Origin of the sequence: Sulfitobacter dubius, assembly GCF_027214245.1 — a bacterium.
Classification (GTDB): domain Bacteria; phylum Pseudomonadota; class Alphaproteobacteria; order Rhodobacterales; family Rhodobacteraceae; genus Sulfitobacter; species Sulfitobacter dubius_A.
On sequence record NZ_JAPWHM010000005.1, the window covers coordinates 438180 to 458948 of the forward strand.

General features: G+C 56.8%; 29 protein-coding genes and 3 pseudogenes. 13 read left to right on the forward strand and 19 right to left on the reverse strand.

Annotated features, from left to right (window positions below):
- Positions 1-361 precede the first annotated feature (361 nt).
- A pseudogene (locus O4H31_RS15065) lies at positions 362-610 on the forward strand (integrase core domain-containing protein); the annotation flags it as partial.
- Positions 611-699: 89 nt separating this feature from the next.
- Here O4H31_RS15065 and O4H31_RS15070 read toward each other — a convergent pair.
- The gene (locus O4H31_RS15070; protein ID WP_260010353.1) at positions 700-1077 is read right to left on the reverse strand and encodes a hypothetical protein; all 378 of its coding nucleotides are present in this window, start codon (positions 1075-1077) and stop codon (positions 700-702) included.
- Positions 1078-1198: 121 nt separating this feature from the next.
- Between O4H31_RS15070 and O4H31_RS15075 the strand changes: the two genes are divergently transcribed.
- The gene (locus O4H31_RS15075; protein ID WP_093743552.1) at positions 1199-1405 is read left to right on the forward strand and encodes a helix-turn-helix domain-containing protein; all 207 of its coding nucleotides are present in this window, start codon (positions 1199-1201) and stop codon (positions 1403-1405) included.
- A 114-nt stretch (positions 1406-1519) separates the two neighbouring features.
- Positions 1520-1908: pseudogene (locus tag O4H31_RS15080) on the forward strand (transposase); the annotation flags it as partial.
- 23 nt (positions 1909-1931) lie between these two features.
- On the opposite strand, the pseudogene O4H31_RS15085 reads toward O4H31_RS15080, so the two are convergent.
- From O4H31_RS15085 to O4H31_RS15175, 18 genes and pseudogenes are all read right to left on the reverse strand, one after another.
- Positions 1932-2057: pseudogene (locus O4H31_RS15085) on the reverse strand (NAD-dependent epimerase/dehydratase family protein); the annotation flags it as partial.
- A gap of 218 nt (positions 2058-2275) precedes the next feature.
- Complete coding sequence (locus O4H31_RS15090; RefSeq protein WP_093743410.1) at positions 2276-3004, reverse strand: cytochrome c biogenesis CcdA family protein; 729 nt, start codon at positions 3002-3004, stop codon at positions 2276-2278.
- Positions 2997-3488 carry a hypothetical protein gene (locus O4H31_RS15095; RefSeq protein ID WP_093743409.1) on the reverse strand — a complete coding sequence of 164 codons (492 nt, stop codon included), beginning with the start codon at positions 3486-3488 and terminating at the stop codon, positions 2997-2999. Before O4H31_RS15095 ends, O4H31_RS15090 begins: the two co-directional genes overlap by 8 nt.
- The gene (locus O4H31_RS15100; protein ID WP_269347061.1) at positions 3476-4114 is read right to left on the reverse strand and encodes a hypothetical protein; all 639 of its coding nucleotides are present in this window, start codon (positions 4112-4114) and stop codon (positions 3476-3478) included. The genes O4H31_RS15095 and O4H31_RS15100 overlap by 13 nt, the downstream gene beginning before the upstream one ends.
- A complete protein-coding gene (locus tag O4H31_RS15105; protein ID WP_093743407.1) occupies positions 4111-4758 on the reverse strand; it encodes an SCO family protein in 648 nt (215 codons plus the stop codon). Before O4H31_RS15105 ends, O4H31_RS15100 begins: the two co-directional genes overlap by 4 nt.
- Positions 4759-4812: 54 nt before the next feature.
- On the reverse strand, positions 4813-5100 hold the full coding sequence (locus tag O4H31_RS15110; RefSeq protein ID WP_260010360.1) for a hypothetical protein: 288 nt from the start codon (positions 5098-5100) through the stop codon (positions 4813-4815).
- A gap of 311 nt (positions 5101-5411) precedes the next feature.
- The gene (locus O4H31_RS15115) at positions 5412-5927 is read right to left on the reverse strand and encodes a TlpA family protein disulfide reductase (RefSeq protein WP_093743405.1); all 516 of its coding nucleotides are present in this window, start codon (positions 5925-5927) and stop codon (positions 5412-5414) included.
- Entirely contained in the window at positions 5924-6502 is a 579-nt protein-coding gene (locus O4H31_RS15120; protein ID WP_093743404.1) for a DsbE family thiol:disulfide interchange protein, read from the reverse strand. Before O4H31_RS15120 ends, O4H31_RS15115 begins: the two co-directional genes overlap by 4 nt.
- The gene (locus tag O4H31_RS15125) at positions 6499-6975 is read right to left on the reverse strand and encodes a c-type cytochrome (protein WP_093743403.1); all 477 of its coding nucleotides are present in this window, start codon (positions 6973-6975) and stop codon (positions 6499-6501) included. The genes O4H31_RS15120 and O4H31_RS15125 overlap by 4 nt, the downstream gene beginning before the upstream one ends.
- Positions 6972-7109 (reverse strand): hypothetical protein, encoded by a 138-nt coding sequence (locus O4H31_RS15130; RefSeq protein ID WP_162931771.1) that lies wholly within the window; start codon positions 7107-7109, stop codon positions 6972-6974. The genes O4H31_RS15125 and O4H31_RS15130 overlap by 4 nt, the downstream gene beginning before the upstream one ends.
- A gap of 16 nt (positions 7110-7125) precedes the next feature.
- On the reverse strand, positions 7126-7620 hold the full coding sequence (locus O4H31_RS15135) for a DUF411 domain-containing protein (RefSeq protein WP_093743402.1): 495 nt from the start codon (positions 7618-7620) through the stop codon (positions 7126-7128).
- Positions 7617-8564 carry a WD40/YVTN/BNR-like repeat-containing protein gene (locus tag O4H31_RS15140; RefSeq protein ID WP_244153696.1) on the reverse strand — a complete coding sequence of 316 codons (948 nt, stop codon included), beginning with the start codon at positions 8562-8564 and terminating at the stop codon, positions 7617-7619. The genes O4H31_RS15135 and O4H31_RS15140 overlap by 4 nt, the downstream gene beginning before the upstream one ends.
- 98 nt (positions 8565-8662) lie before the next feature.
- On the reverse strand, positions 8663-9091 hold the full coding sequence (locus O4H31_RS15145; RefSeq protein WP_208597578.1) for a hypothetical protein: 429 nt from the start codon (positions 9089-9091) through the stop codon (positions 8663-8665).
- 54 nt (positions 9092-9145) lie between these two features.
- Positions 9146-10093: a cation diffusion facilitator family transporter gene (locus O4H31_RS15150; protein WP_093743401.1), complete on the reverse strand. Its 948-nt coding sequence runs from the start codon at positions 10091-10093 to the stop codon at positions 9146-9148.
- A gap of 119 nt (positions 10094-10212) precedes the next feature.
- The gene (locus O4H31_RS15155) at positions 10213-10647 is read right to left on the reverse strand and encodes a CBS domain-containing protein (RefSeq protein WP_093743400.1); all 435 of its coding nucleotides are present in this window, start codon (positions 10645-10647) and stop codon (positions 10213-10215) included.
- A 96-nt stretch (positions 10648-10743) separates the two neighbouring features.
- Positions 10744-11211 carry a DUF411 domain-containing protein gene (locus O4H31_RS15160; protein WP_093743399.1) on the reverse strand — a complete coding sequence of 156 codons (468 nt, stop codon included), beginning with the start codon at positions 11209-11211 and terminating at the stop codon, positions 10744-10746.
- Positions 11212-11365: 154 nt separating this feature from the next.
- Entirely contained in the window at positions 11366-11965 is a 600-nt protein-coding gene (locus O4H31_RS15165) for a cation transporter (protein WP_093743398.1), read from the reverse strand.
- Positions 11966-12402: 437 nt separating this feature from the next.
- Positions 12403-12831 carry a MerR family transcriptional regulator gene (locus tag O4H31_RS15175; protein WP_067263750.1) on the reverse strand — a complete coding sequence of 143 codons (429 nt, stop codon included), beginning with the start codon at positions 12829-12831 and terminating at the stop codon, positions 12403-12405.
- 214 nt (positions 12832-13045) lie between these two features.
- Here O4H31_RS15175 and O4H31_RS15180 point away from each other — a divergent pair, with 214 nt between their 5' ends.
- The 10 genes from O4H31_RS15180 to lnt are packed head-to-tail and all read left to right on the forward strand — an operon-like array spanning position 13046 to position 20486.
- Complete coding sequence (locus O4H31_RS15180; protein WP_260012833.1) at positions 13046-13612, forward strand: SCO family protein; 567 nt, start codon at positions 13046-13048, stop codon at positions 13610-13612.
- Positions 13613-13617: 5 nt separating this feature from the next.
- Positions 13618-14034, forward strand: coding sequence for a disulfide bond formation protein B (locus tag O4H31_RS15185; RefSeq protein WP_260010368.1), 417 nt, complete (start codon positions 13618-13620; stop codon positions 14032-14034).
- 2 nt (positions 14035-14036) lie between these two features.
- Positions 14037-14696 carry a DsbA family protein gene (locus O4H31_RS15190; protein WP_067263745.1) on the forward strand — a complete coding sequence of 220 codons (660 nt, stop codon included), beginning with the start codon at positions 14037-14039 and terminating at the stop codon, positions 14694-14696.
- Positions 14697-14724: 28 nt separating this feature from the next.
- The gene (locus O4H31_RS15195; RefSeq protein ID WP_260010370.1) at positions 14725-15192 is read left to right on the forward strand and encodes a copper chaperone PCu(A)C; all 468 of its coding nucleotides are present in this window, start codon (positions 14725-14727) and stop codon (positions 15190-15192) included.
- On the forward strand, positions 15192-15809 hold the full coding sequence (locus O4H31_RS15200; RefSeq protein WP_120351836.1) for an SCO family protein: 618 nt from the start codon (positions 15192-15194) through the stop codon (positions 15807-15809). The genes O4H31_RS15195 and O4H31_RS15200 overlap by 1 nt, the downstream gene beginning before the upstream one ends.
- On the forward strand, positions 15806-17173 hold the full coding sequence (locus O4H31_RS15205; protein ID WP_269347077.1) for a M23 family metallopeptidase: 1368 nt from the start codon (positions 15806-15808) through the stop codon (positions 17171-17173). Before O4H31_RS15200 ends, O4H31_RS15205 begins: the two co-directional genes overlap by 4 nt.
- Positions 17174-17176: 3 nt before the next feature.
- Positions 17177-17635, forward strand: coding sequence for a DUF411 domain-containing protein (locus O4H31_RS15210; RefSeq protein ID WP_260010374.1), 459 nt, complete (start codon positions 17177-17179; stop codon positions 17633-17635).
- A gap of 22 nt (positions 17636-17657) precedes the next feature.
- Entirely contained in the window at positions 17658-18440 is a 783-nt protein-coding gene (locus O4H31_RS15215; RefSeq protein ID WP_067264372.1) for a ZIP family metal transporter, read from the forward strand.
- Positions 18424-18918, forward strand: a complete 495-nt coding sequence (gene lspA, locus O4H31_RS15220; protein WP_394421859.1) for a signal peptidase II — start codon at positions 18424-18426, stop codon at positions 18916-18918. The genes O4H31_RS15215 and lspA overlap by 17 nt, the downstream gene beginning before the upstream one ends.
- Entirely contained in the window at positions 18915-20486 is a 1572-nt protein-coding gene (gene lnt, locus O4H31_RS15225; RefSeq protein ID WP_260010378.1) for an apolipoprotein N-acyltransferase, read from the forward strand. Before lspA ends, lnt begins: the two co-directional genes overlap by 4 nt.
- Positions 20487-20769: the final 283 nt, after the last annotated feature.

The window sequence follows — 20769 nt, forward strand, 5'->3', positions numbered from 1 at the left end:
ACGATTTTGCTCACGTGTGATGTGGGCTGACCTACTGGGCCTTCCCGGCAAACCGCAGCTCTTGTTGCGGGCGTAGCTGGCGGGATTTATGGCTAAGCGGTCGAAATCTTCCAGCGTGTTCATGATCGATATGCGGCGGCGGCGCTACTTGCCGGGAGTGCTGATCAGAACCTCATGTCGATGGCGACCAACACGGTTGACAAGGGTAGCATAGATAGCCGCCATTGCCGGTCTCCTCAGCGGTGTGGTTATGCAAAACCACTGTTGAGACCTGAGACCCGGTTATGGCTAGCCGCTGCGCAATTTGAGGGTTGCGGAAGCTGCTAGAACCTCTCAGCGGCGCTTCTTCCCTACGTGCTATGGAACGGAGCTAACATCGAACACCATCTTGCAATGGCAGGAGGAGCGATGCGTCGAATTGCACTACATCGCCCCCGGAAAACCTATGCAGAACGGCTTCGTGGAAAGCTTCAATGGCCGTCTGCGGGACGAATGCCTCAGCGAGCATTTGTTCGCCGACCTGCGCCAAGCCCGGGACCTGCTCTCTGCCTGGCGCGAGGACTACAATCCCCATCGCCCACACACGAGCCTCGACGGGCTCATTCCGTGAGAGCATCACCAACGGTTAGTAAAAGACCCAGACCTGAACAGAGCTAACTCAAAATAGCGGACTAAGGGGAGCAGGTCAGCGAAAAGCCCTTATGGCATGAGATTTTCCTTATTGTGATACCAATCAAACCCGCTTGCTCCGCCTCCGAGAGGAGTGCCCGCGTACATGCACCAACGATCAGAGCTGACCTTGCCGTACTCCTTTAGATAGGTAGCATAAACGTACGCCATTTCGTGATCTACGTCGGTTGCAAAAAAAGCTTTTAACTTGCGTCTCCCGCGCTCTGTTAGAAACGCACGCCCTCCATCAGGTTCGGCAGATAGCTTGCACTTGATAACTATGAGCCGCCGCTTTTTCGCAACGCCAGCTTGCTCTTTAGAAAGCCAACCATACCAAACGAGTAAAAAGGGCAGAACAAGATCATTGCTTAGACCGAGGGCAGAAAGTTGGCCATTTATTGGGGACACGAATCACTCCTATTTTGGGAGTGCCTGACTAACCAACGTATTGCACCCTGTCGAGCACGATTGGAGCAAAACATTGGCAGGCGCCGCGCACACGGAGACATACTTGGTTTTCCGCAAAAAATTGATCGAAAGCCGGAAGGCTGCAGCACTTTCACAAGCTGAGCTTGCGAAAATGCTAGGAAAGCCTCCTTCTTACGTAGCCAAGTATGAGTTGGGAGAACGTCGTTTAGATGTGGTCGAGTTGTGCGTCATACTGAAATGTATTGGGACCAATCCTTGTCGGTTTCTCCAATCTATTTTTGAAGTCGCACCAACGTCTTTACGCTAGCGTAACGCTTCGATCGTTAAGCGTCCGCTGCCTGACGCCAGCACCCCGGGGGACAGATTTTAGAATTTGAACGACGGAGTGTTTTTGGTTCATCGTAGCTTTTAAGGAGCGAAGATGAACAAGAAGCCCGGAACATCGAAAGACGCAGCAAACAAGCTGGTCAAGAACTTCCGCCGTAAGACCGCCAGACCTACTCGGCGGAGGAGATAATCAGAATTGTTTTAGCCGGATTGCGCGGGGAGGAAAGCATCTCGGCGTTATGTCGCCGCAAGGGCATCTCTGACAGCCTGTACTGCACTTGGTCGAAGGAATTCCTTGAGACTGGAAATCGTCGTCTTTCCGGCGAGACAGCGCGTCAGGCGACATCCCTGAGGTGAAGGAGTTGAGATCGGAAGCCATGGCTCTGAAAGAATGCGCGGCCGACCTAACACTCGAGAACCGTCTGCTCAAAAAAGCATGACAGGGGCTGGGCAGTTCGAGGAATGAGGTATCCAGCAAAGCAGATACATTCGGCCTGATGCGGGGGATGAGGCGGTGAATGGCGGTCCAGTCCAACGACACGGTATTTTTCGTGCAATCGTTTGACGACCGCCGCCCCGAGGTAGCCGCTTGAACCGGTGACGACGATGACTGGCTTGTCGGACTCCTTCATTGCCAGTCTCCTGCTTTACTTGCGTAGATATTTAACCAGAGCTGCGATCACCAAAATGAGGATCACGATGATCAAAAGCCAGCCGATCCCCATCCCAAACATCATCCCGCCGCCCATCATATCACCGTCCATCATCTCTTTTCCCTATCTATTGCTGGTCGAAACTAACCCTATAAGAGGACAATCACTTTCCAGCCCTGGAAGGTTCCAAATAAAGTTCAGCCGATCCGCCCCAGCATCGGGAAGGTTTCCAAGAGCCACCATGAGAAAGCACTGAGCTGTCCGGTCATCATAGTGAGCCCCATAACGACCATAATCCCCCCCGCCACCTGATGGAGCCGTCGCCCGACAGAGCCGATGGCACGCAGACGGGCCGCAACCTGCTCCGTAAAAGCCGCAACGATGAGGAATGGCACGCCAAGGCCGGCTGAGTAGACAGCCAACAATCCGATCCCTTCTGATACTGTGGCGCTGGCAGCACTTGCTGTCAGGATCGCACCCAGGATCGGTCCGATACATGGGGTCCAACCAAAGCCGAAAGCAAGCCCCAGAACGTAGGATGCCACCGGCTGCCCGCCGGGAAGGTCAATGTCGAAACGCATGTCACGTTCCATGGCCTGAATGCGGGCGGCCCCGAGCATGAACAGCCCAAAAAGGATTACGATTGCGCCGCCAATCAGGTTTAACTCGAACCGCCAACGCAGCAGCACTTGCCCCAGAGCCGTTGCCGAAGCCCCGAGTCCTATGAAAATCGTCGAAAACCCCACTACGAAGCAGAAGCTTAACCAAACCGCTTGTTTGCGGCTGCGATGCGCCCCAGTAACCCCAGTTCGTCCCGCGATATAGGAGACATAGCCGGGCACCAAAGGTAAGACGCAAGGTGACACAAAGGAGATTATCCCGGCGAGCAAAGCCGCTATGAGCCCGAGAGAGGAGACATCAAGCATCAGGCACGTCTACCTTGCGGGAGGAATGCCTAACCGCGCCGAAGTAGGCCGCGAGAGGAACGAAGATCCATTGCAACATGGGGGTTAGCCCGGCGTCGATGATCGGAATGACCGGCATGATCTCGCGGTAGGCCCATGCTTCGCGCACTTCGATATTTAGCCATTCGCTGAAAACCGTGTAGCCAAGCCCCATCACCATCATTGCGCCTAAAACAGGATATACCCGCCTTTGCGGCCAAGAGCCGGTGCCAAAGAAGAACAGGGCAAGCAATATGCTGCTCATGGCGATCAGTAGATCGCCTCCGGTGCAATGCACGGCAGCAAAGATAATCTCACCCCACGTTCCCTCAACCCAGATGGTATAAAGTGGAATATGTGCGGCCTCCCAAATAAGATGCCCCAGGAAGGTGATTACGGCAAAACGCCGAAGTGCGGAAAGCCAATGGGGTCCCGTGATCGTGCTGTAAGATTTCATAAGAACCATCCAGTCATTCGCTGCCAGAAGCTGGGTTCAGCATGAGGATGGGTGTTGGTCAGCACATTGATATAGAGCAAGAGGTTAAGCGGCTCAAAATCAGCGCAGTGAAAAATGCCGACCTGCTGGCCTGCGCGGTTCAGCAGATGGACCTGAGGGGTTAGGTCTTTCCGTTCGCTTACCCCAGCGAGAGCAGCGTTTGGATGACTAAGTTTTTCAGGGTCTGGCGTCCGCGCGAATATCCTGTTCTGCGTAGCGGGACCGCTTTGCGGCTCGTCGCTAAGGGTAACAAAGACCACCATATCGCGCATCGCGCTGGAGTTGAGCGCAGTGAGCGTTTCGGTGAGCGTAGCTTGTTGTGCCTCACAAGGATCGCCACAACCTTCGGGCACAAAGCTCAGAACCACGATCTTTCCCCTCAAAGCATTGAGGGATGTGCTTTCATGCGCCGCCCCTATCCAAGCGAGGTCTGGTGCGTCGCCGGGCAAGATCGGTTCGAAGGCGGCTTCCTTGGCAGCCATCACCTGATTAAGGTTCTCACCCGGATGATCGGCAAAAACCGGTGAGGCCAAAAGTAGGCTGGCAACAAGTAAGAGGGCGCTGCGCCATGTGATGGGGGTGTATTTTTGGGTCATTGGGTCCGTTTCTCTTTCGCGATACGCATGGAGATTTGTTCGGCCATCTCCTCAGCTGGTTGCGCGCTTTCAAGAAAAACAGCGTCAAACTCACCCTTGCGGTTCATCAGGTAAATATGGCCGGCGTGGGCCATCATGTATCCGTGGGGCGCCGTTTCTGCGGGAATTTTCTCGTTGTAAACCTTGAAGGCCTCGGTCGCCTCGGCGATTTGGTCCTCGCTTCCGGTCAACCCGATCAGATTCGGGTGAAAATTCGCGACATACTCCTTCAGAACCGAAGGCGTATCGCGCTCTGGATCGACCGTCACGAAGAGCGGAGCAATCTCATCAGCTTCAGGGCCCAGCAGTTCCAGCACGTTACCCATATATGCCAAGGTGGTTGGACAGATATCTGGGCAGTGGGTGAAGCCAAAAAACACAAGCTGCCAGCGGCCTGCGTAGTCCTTTTGGCTAACGACCTGACCGTTGTGGTCGAGCAACGAGAATTCTGAACGGATGTCAGCGTCGCCGCGATAGACCGCTTGGCCGGCAGGAACGTGGTCCGGGCGCAGCAGGGCAAGGCCCGCAACAAGCACGGCGGCAGCGATAGCACTCGCCCACAGGGCAATGCTTAGCCGACGACGGGCCGGCGTAATCTTAGTCATGATACTTCTTTCAATAGAATGATCCGCCCGCCAGTCAGACGGGCGGACCGAGGTTCAGCCCTTTTGATCTTCGCCATGCGCAGAATTCATGTGGTCGGTCATGGACTGCATCATCTCTGTGCAGGCTTCCATCATCGGCCCCATATCAGACATCATTTTCATCATGGGCATCATGTCTTCCATACCCTTCATGCCTTCCATGTTTTTCATGCCGGACATCTCGCCGTTCATGCTGTGACCTTCGGCCATCGGCATATCGCCCGCTTCTGGTTTTGCATCTTGTGCCTGAGCGATGGGAGCGGCCAACATCATGCCGGTCAGGGCAGCAGCGGTGATTTTCATTTTGTAAGTCATGTCAGTTCCTTCTTGGGTTGAGAATTAGTCTGTCGTGGTGTCCGGCTTGGTTGTCGGATCGTTTTTGGCGCAGCCGGCAGAGCCGCCGCGCATGCAAAGCCCCAGAGCGCACATAGCGGCACAAGGAGCGAGGCTAAGGATCAAAGGTGCCGCACCAACAGCAGTCAGCCAGTCCCAGTTGAGCGCAGCGCCGCCACTGATAGCGGCAAAGCCAGTCAGCATGAGGGTCTGTCGCCGCGAAGGCACGGGGATCGCACTTGCTGACCTATCGTTGTTTGAAATTTGGGTCACTGTTGGGTTCATCCTTTTGAAACGACGTGCTTGATTTGAGAGATTACCGCCGGGCTGTCCCAATCGGCCGGTCCCACTTTGCGGGCGACTTCGCGGCCTTCGGCGCTAACAAGAAGTGTCGTCGGTAAGCCGACCACGCCAAGAGCCATCATCGCCCTCAATTGATCCGAGGCGTAGAGAGCAAGATGCTGAATGCCGATGTCGGAATAGAATGCGCGGACGGTGTCGAAACCACCCCGGTCGATCGACAAGGCGAGCACATGAAACTCTGGCCCGCCAAGCTTTGCCTGTAGTCTGTCGAGGGTTGGCATCTCATCACGACAAGGGGCGCACCATGTCGCCCAGATGTTAAGCAACACCGTGCGTCCCCGGAAATCTGCCAAAGTCAGGTCCCGGCCCCTCCCGTCGGTGATCGGCGGCGAGAGCATTGGTAAGGGCGCGTTGTGCTCGGCCATGACCGGACGCGCCGCAGCCGGCGTGGCCCCGAGCGCCAGTGCGCCGCCAAGAAAACCGCGCCGCTTCATGCCCCCTGCTCCTGTTGCAAACGCCGCACCACTGGAAGAATATCGTTTTCCAGAGAGTGCCGGTTGAAGGGGCCAACATGTTTGTAAGCAATGCGCCCTTTTGAATCGATCACAAAGGTTTCCGGCACTCCGTAAACGCCCCAGTCAATAGAGGCCCGGCCAGAGCTATCCGCACCGATCCGGTCATAGGGATCGCCGAGTTCTGCGAGAAACCTGCGTGCAGCGGCTGGCTTGTCCTTTAGATTGATGCCGTGGATTGACACGCTGCCGGTCTGAGAAAGCTCCACCAGCAGCGGCATCTCGACCCGGCATGGCACGCACCAGGAGGCCCAGACATTTACGAGTGAAACTTCGCCGCGGAGATCTGATGTCGACAAGCCGTTTTCGCGTCCTTCGATTGGAGGCAAATCAAACTCTGGGATGTCCCGGCCGATCATGGTGCTCGGAAGGCTGTCTTCATTGTTAAACAGTCCCCATAGGAAAGCCGCCGCGATGGCCGCGAAGACCGCCGCAGGAAGCGCGGCGATCAGAAGGGACCATCGCCACTTGGGCGCAGCTTGATCCTGGTTGCTCATGATCCTTCCTCGTTCTTCGAGGTGATCTCGGCCTGATAATTGCGTTCACGCTCGGGCCATGTGCTCTTGATATAGCCAAGGATCGCTGTGATTTCCGCGTCACTCAGAATGCCCTCGAACACGGGCATGTCGCTTTCATAACCCGGCACGACCGAGGCCAGCCCGTTCTTGGTAATGTCGAAAAGCTGCTGATCGGCATGGTGCCATGTATGGCCCGTTTCATCATGCGGCGGCGCGGGCATGCGACCATTGTCGAGCCGCCTGCGCCAGTCCGGTTGGCCCTCGAGGTCTGCGCCGTGGCAGGAGGCACAGTTCTCCGCATAGAGGTCAGCGCCCTGATCGAGCATTTCCGCATCCACAGGCACGCCAAGCACGGTGAGCGCCGGGGGGGCGTCTTCCTTCCCCCCGGCCCAGACAGCAACCGCAGCGGCGCCCGTGATGCCAACCACAGCGGCTACGATCAACGCTCTCATGCCGAGCGCCTCAGGTATTTGACCAGAGCCAACACGCCCAGAACCAGCACCGCCAGCACCAAAAGGAACAACAGGCCGCAGCCGATCATCATTCCGGCCGACATCGGCCCATTCATCATAGATCCGTTCATCATTTCCATCATTCCATCCTCACTCATTTGAATACACGGCCACGCCGTCCTCGCCGAAGGCATAGGTCTTGAGGGTGCCACTCTTGCCCGCCATGCCGGGTGCGTTGCTGGGCATACCCGGCAGCGTAATGCCGGTGATCTCGGGGCGTTCAGACGTTAGGCGTTGAATGACCTCCACAGGGACCAGACCACTGATGTAATAGCCATCGACCTCAGCGAGGTGGCAACCGAGCCCCTGTTCTGGCACGCCAACTTCGACAGAACGCTTGTCAAAATCGCGGTCGTCAATGCGGGTGACATGATAACCGTTTTCTTCTGCATAATCGGCATAGGCGTCACAGCAGCCACAGGACGGATCGCGCCAAATGGTCATCTGGCGGTCAGCCGGAACGGTGATCGCAGCGGTATCCGTGTCAGGCGCTCTGTCGCTTTCGGCCATGCCGAAGGTGGCAAAACCAATGATGCCGGCGGCTGTGATTGCGGCAACCGTGCCGAGGGTGAATTTACTGTTCAATTTTTGTCTCCTTCAAAGATGTCGAGAGTGTCGAACGTCAGGCCGCCATCGCGGCTGACAGAAAGATTGCCGTCGCGAACGACGGTCAGACGCTGAGGATCGGCAGGATCGACAGCCAGTGCGTCGATTTTTCCATCAGCAACCAGCGACCAATTCACCCCTGCGTCTGCCGAAGTCCAAAGGCCACTGTCGAGGCCCACGTAGAGTTGCTCCGGTGCTTTGGGCGAGAGCGCGAGATGTGGGACAGGCTGCCCTACAGGCAGCGGTGTCGTGGGCGGCAGCGCTTTACCCTCGACCAGAGCATCCATGGCATTACCCGCCGTCACATCCTGCCAGCGACAAAAGCAATCGGGCACGCGGGTTAGTCCTGCCTCAGTTCCGGCATATAGCCAGATGCCGCCCATGCCAGTCGGATTTCCCACAGAAACGAGCGTGAGCACCTCCTGCTCGGCTCCGTTCAGATAGGGCCGGTCCATCACGAACTCCCAGCTTTCCCCGGCGTCTTCGCTGCGCCAGAGCCCGTCACCCGCAAGCGCAGCATAGGCCAAACCTGGCTCAAGGGCCGCTTGGGTCAGAGCAGTAACCCGGACTGGAGGCAAACCTGCACCTGCGTTGGTCCACGTGCGCCCGCCGTCGCGGCTGCGCAAGAGACCGGTTGGCTCGACCGCCGCAAAGAGACTGCCCGAAGCCTCGGGGTGGCTGGCGATCGCGGTGACTGTGTGATCAAGTGGCCGTTCGCTTATTTGATTTGCGGTGGAGACGCGCCAGAGAGCATGCTCAGACGCGACGATCAATGAGTTGCCGTCGTATCCGAGGGCCCGGATCGAAGCCCCCTGAGTGGTTGCATATGACACATGAGGTAGGGTCAGCGCCGCACCCATGGCAGCGAGTCCGCTGGACAGCATGCGTCTACGCGAAATATCGCGCGATTGATAAAGTGACATGAAGGTCGTTCCCGAAAGTGACGGATAAGGTCGATCGCTTTGCTGCCGCTTGGCAGCAGACAACGCGAGACCGGGCCGTCACCCTTCGGTGCGGCCGGTCAACTCAGGAAGGTGGTTCTTGGTGGGAAAGGATCAGACCCGGGATTAAGCCCGGCAAGGCTGAGATCCGCTGGCGCAGGCATGAAGAAGCGCTGAACGCTCTCTATGGATGACTGATGCATCTGCGAATAAACAAATACGGGAGCTGTGCAATCTATGTCGCAGACAACCTCGCTTTGCTCCCCTGGCAAACAAGCTGCGCAGGCTTCGCCCTGATCACTTGTCGAGGATACGGTCATGCCGGACATCTCTATCGACATATTCGCCGCCGCCAGATCATGCGCCAACGCACCCGTTAGGAGAACGAGTGATAGGCAGAACGTGGCAAGGCGAAGCAAAATGCGCATGATGGTGATATAGGAGCACGTTGTTGAAATGTCGATCCTTGGTCGAAAAAGGAAAGCGGAAGAATGGCGGAATGCGCTCATATGGGCGGGACGTTGCTCAAGGCGGCGCGCAGCCTTCGCGAGTTCGGCTGCCGCTCAATCTGTGCCGGTTCCTTCGCCTTTACTCTTTCGCCGATCCGCATGACCGAACAGTGATGCATTCTCATGCGCATTGCCGAGGGTTTCAAACTCAAGGCTTGAATGGGTGATGCCAAAGTCGTCTGCCAATATTCCTTTGAGGGTATCTTTTGCAGACTCAAGGTCCTCGAGACCTGTTCCCTCCAAAACCACATGACAATCGAGTGCGACCTCATGTTCCTGCATTTGCCATAGGTGAACGTGATGCACATCGCGCACACCCTCGACGTTCGTCATCGCTTCAACCACCGCACCCGCATCCATGTCAGGCGGGCTGCCCAGCATCAGCATACGTATAGGATCGCCGATCTCAGTTAGAGCGAGGTATAGGATATAAAGGGCAATGCCGATGGTGATGGCCGGATCAACCCACCGAAGATCGTAAAGGATGATCAGGATGCCGCCGATGATTACGGCAACTGAAGCCAAAGCATCCGATAAATTGTGCAGGAACAGCGCTCTGATGTTCACGCTGCCCTTTTGCATTGAGTAGGTCAGCAGCGCCGTAAGAGTGTCGACTACAAGCGCGACCCCGCCCAAAATCACGACAGTCCAACCCGCCACTTGCGGCGGGTCAATCATGCGCATCCCGCCTTCATAGATCAGGTAAAGCCCGACAAGGATAAGCGTGGTGTAGTTGATCAGGGCGGCAACGACTTCGATCCGGCCATAGCCGAAGGTCATGCGTTCATCCGCTGGACGTCGCGCGATTTTTCGGGCGACAAAGGCGATGACCAATGAGGCCATGTCAGAAAAGTTATGCAGCGCATCAGCAATAAGCGCCAACGAACCGGCGAAAATCCCGCCAACGATCTGTGCCGCCGTAAGCAGCGCGTTCGCCCAAATCGCAATGGATACCCTGCGGTCACCACTCTCGGGATCTATATGAGCGTGATCGTGAGCCATCGGCCGCGCCTCTTTCTGTTAGTTCGATCAGAACGCGGTCCTACACCGCGTTCTGATCATTTCCATTGGCAAAAAACTGAAAGCCCTTATCCGGATGAACCGTTGGGCTCATTACGTTGTCAGCAGCAGCCCGATTTCTTCTTGGGTTGCGAAACTTCTTCCACCAACTCTGCGGTCTCCGCTTCACCGGCCTCCCGGGCGACATCCGCTTGGGCGACGACGCCACAGCATTTACCGCTTTCGTCGGTGACCACGCTACGCAGAACCTGTTTTTCTTCCATCTTGTTGCAACAGCTCTCAACGTCGTCGTCAGCAGAGACTGTCAGAAGGTCGTTCGACATGACTTCTGAAACCGGTGTTTCAACCGTCTTGCGCTGCGCAACGGCACCACAGCAGATATCGCGGTCCGTCACGATGCCAACGGGCTCACCGGCGTCATTGAGCACCGGAATGGAGCCGACAGACTTTTCAGCCATAAGGGCAGCGGCTTCCTGAATCGAAGTATCGGGGTCGCAGCAGGTGGGATTGCTCGTCATGATGTCCTGAACTTGCATGATCTTGCTCCTTGCTTTGGTTGACACAGTGCAAACCAAAAGATGGACACTGAGGTTCCTGTCACCATACTTTGCAGCAAGTTTCAGCGCAGTGCCCTATGCAGCGTCGTAATGCGAAAACACTTTTGTGCTGCCGTCCCTAAAGATTAGAAAGACCTCATAGGCTTCGCGTTCATCTTCTGACCCCATACCTGGTGAGCCATAGGGCATCCCCGGCACGGCAAGGCCGATGGCATCTGGACGCTCGGCCAGCAGTTTGCGGATGTCGGCGGGCGGAACGTGACCTTCGATCATATAGCCTTCAATCTCGCCGGTGTGACACGAGGTCATGTTCTGCGGGATGCCGCTGTCCAACTTGTGCCGGATCAACAGCGTCCCAAAGCTGCGTTCAGTTGTTACGGCAAAACCGTTTTTTTCCAAGATGTCGATCCAAGCCGAACAGCACCCGCAATTGGGATCTTTCATCACGTGGATGGTAGGCTTTTCTTCAGCCCAAACTGCGAATGGCGCAGCGACGAATGAGCTCGCGGAACAGGCCAGAAGGCGGCGGCGTGTGAGGGTCATGTGAAATCCTTCCAAGGTTTTTCCTAAATCGGACAGGATAAGAGCGAATTACAGTCGTTCGCTTGATCAGATAGACAGCGTAGAAAGGCCAGAAGAAAAACAATCACAGCGCGCTAAACTGTCATTACCCCTCCGGTCAAGCCCACGTCCCTACCTAATCGTCATGGCAAACAGCCTTATGATGTTCACCATGTGCGTCTTTCAGTATTCCGACACCGCCCCAAGCAGCAATGCCAGCAACAATAACGCCAACAATAAGGTCGGGCCAATTCGCTCCAAGCCAAGCCACGAGTAAGCCTGCGGCAACAATGCCGAGATTGGCGGCGAAATCGTTCCAGCTGAATGTGTTCGCCGCGCGGATGTTCACATCTGGATCGCGAATACGTGCCAACAGCCAAACGCAGAGCGCGTTAATGCCCGCCGCGACCAGTGCCATGATGATCATGATTATGCCAAGAGGATCCGATCCGCCAACGTAGCGACGCCAAGCATCATAAAGGATGCCGACGGCGAAAAGGATCAGCAGGCCGCCCGAAACATTCGCCGCTCCACGCTTCCACTTCGCGGATCGGGACAAGGCAAAGAGACTGATCCCGTAGACAAAACTATCTGATAAATTGTCGAGACCATTGGCGATAAGGGCGGTTGAATCGCCAAATGCGCCCGAGATAAAGAAGGCGATAGCCAACCCGATGTTCAGCCCCAGAACGATCCAGAGTGTGCGTCTTTCCGATGCATTCTTCTGCTCTACCATGCGCTATTCTTAATCCCAGAACTTGCAGAATTGCAAACTCAAACGACGAGCTATTATTCCGGAGTTCTTTCGTCTTTCTGGAATGAATCAAAGTAAGTTGAACCAGATTTCGCTTGAGCCGAACGGGCCCATTTCTTAGTATTCATGCGGTGCGGCTGTTGCCCCTAGCAAACAAATAACGGTCCCGAGCAGTTCCCGGCTGTCAGGCCTACTTTTGCCCACCACATCCACACAACCGAGGCCGCTATATGGACGCCACCATAAGCTGTAAATGTGTGTCCCGCGGCGACAGCTTCCACCTGCGCCTAGAGCCATCCGAACAAGGCTAGGACAGCAGCAGTGCCAGGCGAAACCCAAAGTGCCAACAGGCCTAGATAGCGAAACACCCTGCGATTTCGGCAAGCGCCGCGATCGGATAGACAAACGCAACGGGCATCTTAGCCGCCGATCTCTTCATGGTTTGTCAGGCATTCGGAGTGGTCTCTCAACACCTCTAACACACGGCAGTCAGCGGTCTGCCCGCCACTGCACTCATGCACCATACGTTTCAATTCCGTGCGCAGCGCCTCCAGGCGAGCCAGTCGATGCTCAACTTGCTTAAGCTGCCGGCGGGCAATCGCATCGGCCTCCGCGCAAGATTTTCCCGGGTGATCGCTGAGGTCGAGCAGTTCGCGGATCGCATCCAACGAGAACCCCAGTTGCCGCGCGTGCCGGACGAACGACAGGCGGTCAAGCTCGGCATCACCATATCGTCGCTGGCCGCCTTCAGTTCTGCCGGGTTCTGGCATGAGCCCGATCTGCTCATAATACCGGACTGTCTGCACTTTTGTACCAGTCTTTTTTGCAAGCGTCCCAATGGTCAACATTTCAGGCTCTCCACATTAGCTACAGAGGGTGTAGCTTTAAGTGGCAGACATCACAAGATTCACCACCTCCTCACAGGTCCGTGATTGCCAGCCAATTAGCGACAATCGCGCTTGAACCTACAGCTGCTAGAAGTTGTAGACACCTCCAAAATATAGAATCAAGTTCGGGCGTAGCGGTGTGAGGCTTCCAGGTTTTCAGAAGGTATCGAAGGTGTTGGCGGGCGTGGCGGCGTTCGTTCTCATGTGGCTGTTGCTGTGGTTGGACTACCGTGCCGACCTTGCCCGCACAGAGAGTGAACCACCGTTTTTTGCTGATTTCGAACTGACCGATCATCGCGGGATGGTCCAAACGGAGGAAGATTTCAAAGGTCGCTGGATGTTGGTCTTCTTCGGCTTCACCAATTGCCCCGACGTCTGTCCGACAACACTGTCCGAAGTCGCGGCCGTGATGGAGGGTCTGGGCGATGAGGCGGCAATGGTTCAGCCGATTTTCATAACGATCGATCCTGAGCGAGATACGCCGACGGCTTTAGCAGAGTACGTGCCCGTGTTCGACGCAAGAATCATCGGGCTGACCGGCACGCCGGAGCAGATCGCCGCAACATCCGAGACTTTCCCAATTTTCTTTGAGCGGATCGAGGAGGCTACTGCGCCGCGTGGATACACGATGGGTCACACGTCGCACCTTTTCCTTTTCGACAAACAGGCAGGCTTCGCGGATTCCTGGCCCTATGGCACGCCCGCCGAAGAGATCCTCGCCGATCTGAAAGAGAGGATCTGATCGTCATGCCCCGACTCTCCGGAGAAACAGCCCTTGGCCTAGCGTGGATCATTGCGCTTATCTCATCGCTTGCCGTGCTCTTTATTGGCGAGGTGCTTGGTCAAACGCCTTGCATCCTTTGCTGGTTCCAGCGCGCCTTCATGTTCCCCTTGGCCATCGTTCTTGGGCTCGGGTTGTGGTGGCAGGATTCCCGCGTGGGGCGCTATGGCGTTGCACTGGCGCTTGGGGGGGCGGCGGTGGCGATGTATCACATCGGCCTCTATGTCGGTCTGATCCCCGAGGCGATCCAGCCCTGCACGGCGACTGGCCCCTCTTGTACCGACGACAACCAGTTGGTCTCCGGGATTCCGATTCCGCTGATGGCGCTTGTCGCCTTCACGATTATCGGGGTGCTGTCGGCCCTTTCACTGAAGGAAAAATAAACATGAATCGACGCGGCCTCGTTCTATCCGTTCTGGCTGTTGGTGCCGCAGGTTTTGGCGGCGCGGCTTGGTATGCCACCCGCCCCCAACCCATGGCAGAGGCAGTCCCTGTCGCGCCAGAAGTGAACGATGTGCTGATCCGGTCCTATTCCCCGATCCTTGGCCCCGAAACGGCACCTGTCACGATTGTCGAGTTTTTCGATCCAGCTTGCGAGGCCTGCCGCGCCTTTTATCCCGTGGTCAAGGATATCATGACTGAGCACGGTGGTGCGGTCCGTGTCGTCATTCGATATACTGCCTTTCACGGGAAAGCTTCAGTGGAAGCGATCCGTGTTCTCGAAGCTGCGCGGATGCAGGATGTGTTCGAACCCGTGCTGGAAGCGGTCCTGCGCGAGCAGCCACGATGGGCGTCCCATGGCACTCCAGCACCGGGTTTGATCCTTGAGATTGCCGCAAGCGGTGGTCTGGATGTCGAAGCTGCTCGAACACAGATGCTGGCCCCCGGTGTCGTGGCAGTGCTCAATCAGGACCGCGCTGATGTCGAAGCGGTAGGCGTGCGACAAACGCCCACGTTCTTCGTCAACGCCAAGCCATTAGACCCGTTCGGTGAGGCCGAACTGCGGCGACTGGTCGCTGCAGAAATTGCGGTCAGCCAAAGTTGATGCTCGGATAGATAAAGGAGAATCTGTCATGATAGAGCTACCTTATATCAAGGGCTTGACTCTTTTTTTGCTGCTCTCGGGCATATCGACTCCGACATTTGCCGGTTCGGAGGACGTCATCGTAGTAAACGCGTGGTCCCGTGCTTCGATTGGTATAAACCGACCGGGCGCGGCATATTTCACTATACATAACGCAACTGAAGACACAGTCACGCTGACCGGACTTACAACACCACTTGCCACGATGCCCGAGATCCATGAGACGAAAACCAACGCTGCAGGCGTCAGTTCAATGTCACCTGCAGACGACATCACGATTGGGCCGGGCGAAAGCGTGGCATTGGAGCCGGGCGGGCTGCACGCCATGCTCATGAAGCTGCAAGACCCGATGATCGAAGGCGAGACCTTCCCGCTGACACTGACTTTCTCGGACGGTAGCGAAGTGACTGTTGAGGTCCCAATTCTGGGGATCGCCGCGCGCGGGCCGGAAAGCTGATGCAGCGTCGGCAATTGTTCCAATACGGTGCAGGCGCTCTGGCTATGATGCTTGGTATCGGCTGGTGGCGCGTGGATGGTCCCGGCGCTCCGAAACCTACTGGCCAAAGGCCGCTCCCCCTAACGGCGATGGATTTCCGACTGACCGATCACGAAGGCCATGAAGTGGGCCCAGAAACCCTGATCGGACGGCCGACCATGGTGTTCTTCGGGTTCACCTACTGCCCGGATGTCTGCCCCACGACGTTATCGGATATCTCAGGCTGGCTTGAAGATCTCGGAGACGAAGCCGCGCAGATGAACGTGGTCTTCATCACGGTCGACCCGGCGCGTGACACGGTCGAGGCCATGGCCGAATATGTCGGCTATTTTCATCCGGCCATTCGGGGTTGGACCGGGACGGAAAACCAGATTACCCGCGCTACAGAAGGGTTTCGGGCTTCGTATGAGCGCGTCCCGACCGAGGGAGGTGACTACACGATGAACCATACGGCAAGCATATTTCTTTTTGGCGCCAACGGTGAGTTCGTCACCATGATTGACCACCACGAGCCAAGAGAATTCGCAGTACCGAAGATCCGACGTGCGTTGACAGAAGATGTAGAGATCACAACATGAGAATAAGAGTTGCCTCGGTGGCCCTGGTAGGCGCCTTTTCGATGACTGCCATCGCCACCTTAGGGTGGTGGCCCAAAGAACCGGTGCCCCAATCGATTGCCGAAGCAACGCAATGGGCGCCTGCTGCAGTTTTGGAACCGCGACTTGCTGATAGCGTCATGACGGTTCCCAAAACCACACAAGTCGGCGGAGCGCGCAAAATCCTAAACGTCCCTCTCTTGCAGCCTGACGTCACCGAAACCGCCTTGCCAGCAATTGAACCGCCCTTGGTGACTTGGACGCGTCAAATCGCGTCGGGTGAGACGTTGGATGCAGTTTTAGCGAACGCCGGCGTTGCCGCACCCGCCCGTGCGGAGATCGCTCTGGCACTTGGAGTGGAATATGATCTGCGCCGATTGCGCCCAGGCCATGAGATCACCGTGATCTCAAACGCGGACGGCAATCCGAAGCGCGTAGAACTGGCCATTGATGATGGAGTGCGGATCGAAACGGTTTTTGGTGAAGAACTTCTTACGCGCGTATTGGAACCAGACCCTAAAGTGGTGATTTTCGCAAGCGAGGCGGTGGTTGAAAGTTCGATTTCCGCAGCGTTGGACAAGGCAAAGATACCTGCACGCTTCGCGGTCGATCTGGCACAGATGCTGGGCGGCACAATCGATTTTCGACGTGAACTCTCCGGGGGTGAGAGGATGCGTCTCCTTTGGCGTGAGGCGCGAGAAGGAAACAAAAGGATTGGCCAGCCCGAGCTTGCCTTTGCCGCATTGGACCTTGCTGGATCGGTCTATGAGATCGTCTGGCCGGATGACGGCAGCGGTCAAGCGACGATCTATGTGGATGGAGAGGTCCTGCGTGTCTTTGCCCAACCGGTGGAAGGAGCGCGGCTGAGTTCCGTCTTCGGCCGTCGCACGCACCCGGTCTATGGGAATGTACGCATGCACACCGGCGTCGACTTTGCTGCGGCCCGCGGTACGCCTGTAAAAGCAACGGCGCCTGGACGCGTGAGCTTCATCGGACGTCGTGGTGGATATGGCCGGGTGGTGGAGATATCGCATGGTTCCGACACCCTGACACGATACGCACATCTCAGCGAGGTGCCGGACACACTCGAACAAGGGCAGCGCGTGATGGCCGGAGACATAATCGGTCGCGTCGGTGCGACCGGCACCGCGACCGGCCCAAATCTGCATTATGAGGTTCTGGTCGATGGTCGCCCGACGGATCCTCTCTCAGACGACCGACTGGTAGAGGCGGCCGACCGGGATGCGGTTGGCACGGCTGCACTTGAGCGATTGGCTGAGGCTCGCTCGCTACTGGCCGAGAGGCTCACCAGCGAATTTGTGCAGACAACAACCGAAAGGCTTTAATCCATGAAACGACTGGCTCCCGCTCTTGCAGTCACGCTGGCCTTGTTTTCCGCGGCGCAAGCTGTCGCCGATGCGATCCAGATTGATGTCCGGAAGACAAACGGCTGCGGCTGTTGTCTGTCCTGGATGAAGCACCTTGAGGAAAGCGGATTCGCGCCGATAGGCGAGGACATGTTCGGGGGATCTCTTGTGCGATTCAAACTCGACACCGGCGTGCCTCAGCGCATGGTATCCTGCCATACGGCTTTGGTCGACGGCTACGTGATCGAAGGTCATGTACCGGCATCAGACATCCAGCGTTTGTTGGATGAGCGTCCAGATGCAGTGGGGGTGGCGGTGCCGGGTATGCCCTATGGCTCCCCGGGCATGGGACCGGAAAATGATCGCGAGGGCTACGATGTCTTTTTGATCCAGGGCGATGGGTCGACCGAAATCCTTAGCAGCTATTTGGCCGCTGACTGACGTATCGGCGGGAACTCAGCGCTTGGAACCCTTGTCCCCAATAACTCTCGGCTTTCTTGGAAGCCTTGCCGCCGGATCGCTGACAGCGGTCGGGGCGACCCCCGTTCTCTTTGGACGCGTCCCCTCCCGTGCCACGCGCGATTTGCTGCTTGGCTTCGCGGCGGGTGTCATGCTCGCTGCTTCATTCTTTTCGTTGATCATTCCGGCTCTCGACGCAGCCGAAAGACAGTTCGACAACGGTGCTCTCCCGGCAGCCATCGTTTGTGTTGCGATCTTGCTTGGCATGGGGGCGGTCGCTCTGATGAATGAACGACTGCCGCATGAACATTTCAAAACGGGGCGAGAAGGGCCCGCCGCCGCATCTCTGCGCCGCGTCTGGCTCTTCATCATAGCGATCACGATCCACAATTTTCCCGAAGGGCTTGCCGTTGGTGTCGGGTTTGGGGCTGATGGTTTCTCTGGTGGCTTGCCGCTCGCGATTGGCATCGGGCTGCAAAACGCGCCCGAGGGTCTCGCCGTAGCGGTCTCATTGCTTGGTGAGGGGTATTCCAGGCGCCGTGCGTGGGGGGTTGCCGCCCTGACAGGTCTTGTCGAGCCGGTAGGCGGGCTTCTTGGCGCTGGCATCATCGGCATCTCGCAGCCCCTGTTGCCATGGGGCCTCGCCTTCGCCGCCGGGGCGATGCTCTACGTAATCAGCCACGAAATCATTCCCGAAACCCACCGATCCGGCCATCAAAACAGGGCGACTTTCGGTCTCGCGGTCGGCCTCGTGATCATGTTGTTCCTAGATGTATGGCTGGGGTGATGAGATGAAACAGTCCCATTTCCAAGGCTTCATTGCGGCTGGAACTGCTTTTCTTGTCGATCAGGTGACAAAAGCAATCGTCGTCGCTAATGCGACAGATTTGAGCGCCGGAATTCCGGTCTTTCCCAGTTTTAATCTTATTTACTTGCGCAACGATGGCGTGACATTCGGACTGCTTGGTGGAGCACCATGGTGGGGCCTTGCGACCTTGGCCCTAGCCATCTGCGGCGGGTTGACCGTCATGCTGGTACGCACTGACAACCGGGTTGAGGCTATCGCCTATGGTGCGATCATCGGTGGCGCGCTCGGCAACGTCCTCGACCGCATTCGATTTTGGGGTGTGACGGACTTCCTCGATTTCTACGTCGGCTCCACGCATTGGCCCGCCTTCAACATGGCGGATGTGTTCGTGGTCGGTGGCGTGGGGCTGCTGCTCCTAGCACCGTGGTTAGCCGCTAAACTTCACACTGACCCATGATGACGGGTTGGCTGCAATTGACTGGCTGCAGCCGTTGCTTTCCCCTGCGATCAGGGATTAGCTTTATGGCGGGCGGTTTAACGGTTTTAACCCTTCCACCGTTCTCATGGATCATCGCTGTTCCAGTCGCCTTCTCAGCACTCTTTCTCGTGCTCATGCAGGTTTCCACCGCGCGCGCCTTCGTCATCGGCTGGATCTTTGGAATGGGCCAGTTCCTGTTTGGAATTTCCTGGATTGCCGAAAGCTTTTACGTCGATTCCGAACGTTTCGGTGCCCTTGCGATCCCAGCAGTCGCGGGACTGTCCGCCGGACTGGCCATTTTTCCAGCTATTGCGGCGATGTTATTTGCCACCGTAATGCAGCGCCGTGCTGTCGGCGGCATTACGGCAGGTCTTCTGCTTGCAACGTGTTGGGTTGCCGCGGAATGGCTGCGTGGTCATGTCCTGACGGGGTTTCCCTGGAACCTTGCTGCTTATGCCCTTGTCGAACATGCCCCCCTGCGCCAACCCGCCGCATGGGTCGGAAGTTACGGTCTGGGCTTTGTCACGGTATTTATCAGCATATTGCCAGGTGTGTTCATCGCAGCCGCGCCAAACAGCCGCGCAGCTGTTTTGGCGCTCTTTGCCGTCGCGGTGACGGTAATTTGGGGGGGCGGTGTGCTTCGGCTAAATCAGAACGTGCCGCCAACGGACATTGCTTTGCGCATCGTCCAAGGCAATGTGCCGCAAGTCGAGAAGTGGGCGCCGGGCAGCCGCGAACGCACGCTGGAAAAATACCTCGGCTTGTCCGCTCAACCCGGACGCTTCGACCTGCTGCTGTGGCCGGAAACGGCCTTTCCCGGTTTTCTGGACGAAGACGCCTTGGCGCGCAGGCGGTTATCCACGGTTTTGCCAGACGGTAGGATCCTTTTGACAGGTGTGCCTGACCGCGTAGAGAGGGATGGGGGAACCCGATATTTCAACACGGTTCAGGTCTATGACGGCAGCGGCGAAATTCTAACGGGATATGCAAAACATCATCTTGTTCCGTTCGGGGAATATGTGCCCCTGAAAGGTTGGCTGCCGTTCGAGCGTCTGGCCGAAGGTTTGGGTGATTTCACGCCGGGACCAGGGCCACGAACGCTGGCAATTCCGGGCGCGCCTCTGGTTGCGGTGGCAATCTGTTACGAGATCATTTTCCCGGGCCAGGTGGTCGACGATCTTTTTCGTCCCGACTGGATTTTCAACGCCACAAATGACGCCTGGTTCGGCGCCAGCATCGGGCCCGAGCAGCACCTCGCATCCGCGCGCATGCGCGCTGTGGAGGAAGGGCTACCCGTGGTGCGCGCTGCGAACACCGGGATATCCGCAATTATTGATGCTAACGGCGAGATCGTCGCGCGCCTCGACACTGGGCGAACAGACGTCATAAATGAAAGCCTACCGGCAGCGCGTACGGCTACGCCTTACGGACGTTTCGGCGATTGGACATTTCTGTCGCTCATCTGTGCAGCTTGGACGTTGAGATTTGCCTTCGGCTTGGCCAAACAGCGACATAAGTCTGTAAAAACAAACCCAAAGGAACCGTGATGCTAATGTTTGTAGGCTTTATCGGAGGTGCTTTTTGGGGAGGCTATTTAGCCCGGAGCCGCAAAGGGAACTACCTAGACATCCTTCAATATGCGGCAAGCTTCGGCATCGCCCTAGGCCTACTGGGTTTCTTCATCTCAGTGGTTCTCTTACGCATCACTTCCTGACGCGAATTTGGTCTTTGTATCGAATTAAAACTGCCCGCTTCCTAGGGTTGCGTAATGGGAAAATCCCGACGTTCATCGGTACCTATCGACTGGCTGACAATACAAAATGACAGGAG